This window comes from Hahella sp. HN01, from assembly GCF_018986435.1.
Taxonomy (GTDB): domain Bacteria; phylum Pseudomonadota; class Gammaproteobacteria; order Pseudomonadales; family Oleiphilaceae; genus Hahella.
Map to the genome: position 1 here is coordinate 1 of NZ_JAHMIN010000078.1, position 5799 is coordinate 5799.

The 5799-nt window shown below is 41.8% G+C and carries 7 protein-coding genes; 1 reads left to right on the plus strand and 6 read right to left on the minus strand.

Annotation, left to right across the window (positions count from 1 at the left end; all coding sequences use genetic code 11):
- Window positions 1-490 precede the first annotated feature (490 nt).
- The 6 genes from KP814_RS31785 to KP814_RS31810 form a co-directional block, all read right to left on the minus strand.
- Complete coding sequence (locus KP814_RS31785; protein WP_216740550.1) at window positions 491-979, minus strand: hypothetical protein; 489 nt, start codon at window positions 977-979, stop codon at window positions 491-493.
- The gene (locus KP814_RS31790) at window positions 976-1281 is read right to left on the minus strand and encodes a hypothetical protein (protein WP_216740551.1); all 306 of its coding nucleotides are present in this window, start codon (window positions 1279-1281) and stop codon (window positions 976-978) included. Before KP814_RS31790 ends, KP814_RS31785 begins: the two co-directional genes overlap by 4 nt.
- 186 nt (window positions 1282-1467) lie before the next feature.
- Window positions 1468-1926: a hypothetical protein gene (locus tag KP814_RS31795; protein WP_216740552.1), complete on the minus strand. Its 459-nt coding sequence runs from the start codon at window positions 1924-1926 to the stop codon at window positions 1468-1470.
- A 549-nt stretch (window positions 1927-2475) separates the two neighbouring features.
- Window positions 2476-3204, minus strand: a complete 729-nt coding sequence (locus KP814_RS31800) for a hypothetical protein (RefSeq protein ID WP_216740553.1) — start codon at window positions 3202-3204, stop codon at window positions 2476-2478.
- Between the two features lie 535 nt (window positions 3205-3739).
- On the minus strand, window positions 3740-4057 hold the full coding sequence (locus KP814_RS31805; protein ID WP_216740554.1) for a hypothetical protein: 318 nt from the start codon (window positions 4055-4057) through the stop codon (window positions 3740-3742).
- 1 nt (window position 4058) lies between these two features.
- Window positions 4059-4232 (minus strand): hypothetical protein, encoded by a 174-nt coding sequence (locus KP814_RS31810; RefSeq protein ID WP_216740555.1) that lies wholly within the window; start codon window positions 4230-4232, stop codon window positions 4059-4061.
- Window positions 4233-4631: 399 nt separating this feature from the next.
- Between KP814_RS31810 and KP814_RS31815 the strand changes: the two genes are divergently transcribed.
- A protein-coding gene (locus KP814_RS31815) for an IS3 family transposase (RefSeq protein ID WP_216740556.1) occupies window positions 4632-5791 on the plus strand; the annotation gives its coding sequence in 2 pieces (ribosomal slippage) (window positions 4632-4896 and window positions 4896-5791; 1161 coding nt in all).
- The last annotated feature ends 8 nt before the right edge of the window (window positions 5792-5799 follow it).

Genomic DNA, 5799 nt, shown 5'->3' on the forward strand with positions numbered 1-5799 from the left:
AGCTCATACTTACCGACTTTCATGACTTATTTCCAACATAGGTAGCCTTAGAATAACTCCCTGCTGCACCAAAAAATCGGCTCAAGATGCTCATTTATTCACGATAAACTGAGCTTTTTCGCCGATTTTTTCCTTGCACTGGCGCCCTCGCCAACGTTTTTAAGAGGTTCCCTAGCCCCAGGATCTTATATATCTATTCTGGAGAAAGTGTTGTAATGCTTATCAAAAAGCTGCCTTCATACACATCTACTGTCGCACAGCAACCCGGCTTTTTTGAACAGGATTATGACCAATACTTTTTTACGACTCCACTCCAAGGGCTCTACCGCCCAACATCAGATGAGCGGAGCCTAAATCCGTCTTTCGACAAGAAATGTTGCGCTAACTGATAACCGATCGAAGCAACTATAGATGGAAATGTACCAGACTGACTCTGACGTTTTTTTAGGTGTTAGTCAGATAAAAACCAATCTGCCACTTTTTAGTACATCTAATATTTAGGATATAAAGAATCATAGTCAACATCAAACTGGCATGATTCAAATTCATTATAGTCACATGGATCAAATTTTTTTGGCAATTTGGCTCTACTGCCTCCAACTCCTTTTTGAAGAACTTTTTCCGCAAGGTTTTTAAGTTCTTCCCACCATTTTGAACTCAATCCTTCTACTGAATGCAATTCCCAAGGGTCATGTTTAGAGTATCCAGCGTTAATAAAATCTGTTAGCGCGTGAATCTCGTCTTCTACTTCTGGTAAATCTACCCACCACCAACCACCTGATGTTGATACCAAAGACAGGAATGATATAAGAGGGTTGTATCTGCCATCTTCCAAGTAAGGGCTATCCTTACTTGGAATTCGACCAGGCAAAACACCTTCTATATCACTCTTTGTAGAACATATTATCGACAACATAATCCAGAAATTATCTAAACAGTCATCTTCTGGCCATTGTTTAGGTCTGTCTTCTAGAATCATAAGGTCTGCCGTTTATCTAACCATTCATTCCATAACTCGAAAAAAGTCTTGAATGCGAAATACTCATTTGGTTCTTGAAACGCCACAGCTCTTCTCCATGAAACATTAGCGCTTATAGATAGTTTTCCACAAACCCACTTATTGAATTCGTAATATATATCAGTAGCAGTTGAATCATTATCATTGATCTGCGAAGCAGCCATAAATCCTCTAAGAAAATAATCCAGCTCAGTAGAAGATTGGCTCTCTATATACATCCCCGGCCTTTTTTCAATCAATTTTACAAGTTCAAAAATATCCATTCAGACGCCTTTTCGGTTGATCAACGGCTATCGATACCCAAAACTTCGTAGCCGCCGGGAGCTTACAACCTGCGAATTGTATTTAGATGCCTCCTTTTCGGGACTTCATCAAGTGAAATACCAGAGTCACCGAAGCAATTCTTGCTTAAATAGGTGTCTACCGGAAGTACAAATTCAACACAAAACTTATTCACTACCAATCCCATAAAGTTCAAAGCACTCCCGCTGGTACTTTACTGATCTTTCATCATACTTCTCAGTATCTATATTTGAAATAGTATCCAATAAACGCTTTTTGACATCCCCATCAATGGGAAAATATTCTTCTGAAACTTTATTAGTAATTAATAGCAGAGTACATACGGTAAGAGCTTTGCTCGCGATATGCATATTCCCTGGCGTCAAAACACTCATAGCAGCCAAAATTAACTCATTTTGTCGACCGAAACACTTATTGCGGAGGAGGTCCCTCATAATATCCAGGGAATGCATCACTTGGTTTTCTGTAAACTCCTTGTTTTGCACACCGAGAATCAGAGCATCAAAAACTTCCGATGCGTTATCTCTTATTTCATCAATTAAGTCTCTAGAAATAGAGCGCCCTTTCATTTGATGAATAACATGCCTTAGTCTTTTTGGATGCATAGAATATATCTAGGCCTAGTTGTCACACATTCATAAAAAGGAACTTTATTAGAGCGTAATATTCACTCTCGCCTCCCCGTATCCCATCTGAACATAGCTCATCTCATGTTCGACGCCAATATTTTGCCCTCAGTGCTTGAGCAATTTCTTTGGCATTTCAAAAGTTTCTATCGCGGAGATTGCCGCGCTCAAGGGCGGGCTTAAGGGTAGAAACCTACAGCGTCTGGTTTGTGAATGCTATCCGGGGTCTGATGCGACCGGTGATTACCGTTTTGGCGACGTTTGTCACCCTAAATATTAGCCGCCATCTTGGTGGTGTTGGCGCGCGGAGCCCGGTCGAGTTAATGGTCCTGTACAAAGAGGCCATCGCGCAGATGCTATTTCTGACAACGACGTCTGTCACCTGATGGATTGGGTCAAGGCCGAGTAGTTTGCGAAAACAATCTTTAACTAGGCATCAAATATGCGGAATAGAATGTTCATATCGATGCCTGGTTAACAATTAGTACGCGCTTAAATTTTAATACGGAAGTAACGACCTCAATTGTCTTACTCTACTTCTACGAATTTCGGGCAACTGTAGTACCACCAGTACTCACTTTTAGGATATAAAACCTCTCCATTCTCAGAAATAAGCCCCACTTTTTCTGAAATATAATTTTTATATCGCTTATCAAGCTGTCGCATCCTTTCTAAGCTTTCACCCATAACAAGGTAGCAAGAGCCAAATTGAGTAAATCGTTTTAATTCAGACCGACAATTCACTCGTTCAACATACTCCCACTTATCTATTGTAAAATGCCTACCTGTCTCAACACATTCAACAAAGTCATTCCATTCCTGTAAGTTTTCACAAACTTCATTCTCAACTTCATTTAGGTAGGAACAGGATACTAGCACCCTGTTACTGTTAACAAAAATTGCAAAGCTTTCAAAAAGCGCTCTTATTTCCTCTTCCTCTTCAGCCTTCTCGCAGCCAATATCCAAATATGTTTGAGCTCTTCCAAGTGAGAGAATTAAAGCTATATTGCACATCCTTGTATCTATATTTCGGCCACTATAACCAACCAAATCACTTCCATTTAGCATTTTCCTTTTAAAGGCAAAATACCACATATTTAAGGTGTCAATAACATCACCAAACTGAGACATACTCATGTTTGAATGCAAATATTCAGCAGGCGTCAACGGTGCAATTATGCGCACATAGTCACGATACCATTCGTCATACACCTTAACATCTTCATCCTTAAATTTGAGTGATAAATGTTTACTCATAAACATCTCTCATCGATTAAATCAGCCCGTTTCCTCTACGAACAACCATCACACCCATGTCCTTTTCGCCATCAGTGTTAAGTATCTAAATAGAATTAATCTTATATCCCTGTCCAGATTTTGACAGGATATCGGTGACTGACACCTTCATTCTCTCGAACGTATCATGTGAACCCGCGTCAGCCAGCTGTACTTCACCTTTCGACGTTGCCAGAGAATCAGCTTATCCATCCGCTCCAGAAAGATATCCCGGCGGGTCTTAGGCTTTTTATTCTAGTATTCGGCTTCGGAGAAAGTCATCTGTTCCATGAAAATTGTTCCTGCTTAGTTGGGCTGCCGTATTATGACTGATTCTGGGAGTTATTCAGAGTTTCCCTAGTTTCGAATATACAAAAGAATCATTTCATCAGGAGTTAATATTTTGAAGTCATCACCTTCATCGTAAACATAGCCAGACACTATATCAACCTCTCCCTCTTCAAGACTAATCAAGGCTTTTTCAATATATCCTTCATCATAAACAATGGAAACACATTTAACCCCCCCCTTTTTTTATACAATATTTTTTTATGTGGACAGGCAAATCATTTTCAAAATATTTCACTCTTTTTCGAAACTCCACATCCGAAACTTCTTCCGCATACAAAGAGTAATTAGAGTCAACATCGATAGACTCAAAACAAATATACCCACCCGTCTCAAGACCCAAGAAAACGAACGAGCAAAACTCAAAGTCGTAATCATCCTCTCCACCAAAGTCTAACTCTTCAATGAAACAATGTATTTCAACAACCCTTTTATGCAAAAGAGACAACACAATATCGACCGTATTTAAATATAAACTTTCAACCATGTCATTTTGTCTCAACAATTATATCAGAGGCCACCTGAGGCGATGTGGGAACAACAGCTGGATCTTTAATTCTTTTTATGACAAATATATTTGTTGGCTGATTTAAATATCCCGCCCCTACATTATTATTGAAAACCTTAACTCGGCTATAACAAACCAAAATACTTCCATTCATTGTTTTTCCTAAGGAACCTCCGAATAACTCCCTGCTGCGCCCAAAGTCAGCTCAAAGTGCTCATTTATTCACGATAAGCTGTGCTTTTTCGCCGACTTTTTCCTTGCACTGGCGGTCTCGCCAACGTTTTTCAGAGGTTCTAGCCCCTGGAGCTTATATATCTATTCTGGAGCAAGTGTAGTAATGCTTATCAAAAAGCTGTCTTCATACTCCTCTACTGTTGCCCAGCAACCCGGCTTTTTTGAGCAGGGGTATGACCAATACTTTTTTACCACTCCACTCTGAGAGAACTCACCTATATAATTCAAATCCTTTATAGTTAAAGCATCCTCTGTAGTGGTCTAATAGTCCCGGACACGTTAATAAGAGACAATACCCGTCAACGATTAAGGTGTCAGCATGAGTCAGAAAAAGTCGTATAAGCAGTATACAAAAGAGTTTAAAGAAGAGGCCGTTTCCTTGGTSCGCGACCAAGGTTATTCCGTCCCAGAAGCGGCTAAATCCCTCGGCATTAGCGCCAATATGCTCTACAAGTGGAAGGAAAAGATTGAAGCTCAGCTTGRAAATCAGGTTCTGGCTGAAGACGAGCGCGCCGAGTTAAAACGGCTTCGCAAAGAAAACAAAGAGCTGCGCATGGAAAAGGAAATTCTAAAAAAGGCTTCGGCCTTCTTCGCGAAAGAARTGAAATAAAGTTCGCCTTCATTCAGGCAGAGTCGAATCGCTTCCCTGTGGAAGTGCTTTGCCGGGCTCTGCGTGCAAGTCGATCAGCATTCTATGCCTGGCGTCGGCGCCCCGCGCCGGTGATCCGGTTTGATGAGATTCACCTGCATCGGCGAATGAAGCGACTGTTTAACGCTTCTCGAAGCAGTCTGGGCAGTCGAGAGATGATGAAGAAGCTACGCGAAGAAGGCTTTCAGGTGGGACGCTACCGGGTTCGCAAGCTTATGAGTCGGCTTGGTCTTCAGGTCACGCAACGCGTTGCTTACAAAGCCACTACAAGGCGCAAACACCATCATGCGGTGGCGGATAACTTGTTGAATCAGAATTTTARTCCTACCGCGCCCAATCAGGTTTGGGCTGGCGACGTGACCTATCTGAAAACAGGAGAAGGCTGGGTGTATCTGGCCATTGTCATGGATTTATATTCCCGAAGGATCGTCGGGTGGCGCATCGATAAGCGCATGACAACGAGCCTGGTCAGCCAGGCGCTGATCAAGGCTTACAATTTGCGGAAGCCGCCCAAGGGCTTGGTATTCCATAGTGACCGGGGCTCTCAGTACACCAGCGGACATTATCGAAAACTGCTGGAAAAGTATAAAATCAGGGCAAGTATGGGCGATGTGGGAGCCTGTTGGGACAATGCGGTGGTTGAACGCTTTTTTGGTAGCCTTAAGCATGACTGGATATTAAAAATCCCCCAGCCCACCCGGGAACACATGAAGCAGGATGTCGCAGCCTACATGAGATATTACAACCTCGAAAGACTGCATACGGCGAACAATGATATGTCGCCGGTTAATTATGAAAACTCTCTAAAGAAAGTGTCCGGTGGGATTTGACCAGAACA

Coding starts and splice junctions, on each gene's coding strand:
- KP814_RS31800 (WP_216740553.1), bottom strand. CDS start 3,204: ATGAGTAAACATTTATCACTCAAATTTAAGGATGAAGATGTTAAGGTG.
- KP814_RS31795 (WP_216740552.1), bottom strand. CDS start 1,926: ATGCATCCAAAAAGACTAAGGCATGTTATTCATCAAATGAAAGGGCGC.
- KP814_RS31790 (WP_216740551.1), bottom strand. CDS start 1,281: ATGGATATTTTTGAACTTGTAAAATTGATTGAAAAAAGGCCGGGGATG.
- KP814_RS31805 (WP_216740554.1), bottom strand. CDS start 4,057: ATGGTTGAAAGTTTATATTTAAATACGGTCGATATTGTGTTGTCTCTT.
- KP814_RS31810 (WP_216740555.1), bottom strand. CDS start 4,232: ATGAATGGAAGTATTTTGGTTTGTTATAGCCGAGTTAAGGTTTTCAAT.
- KP814_RS31785 (WP_216740550.1), bottom strand. CDS start 979: ATGATTCTAGAAGACAGACCTAAACAATGGCCAGAAGATGACTGTTTA.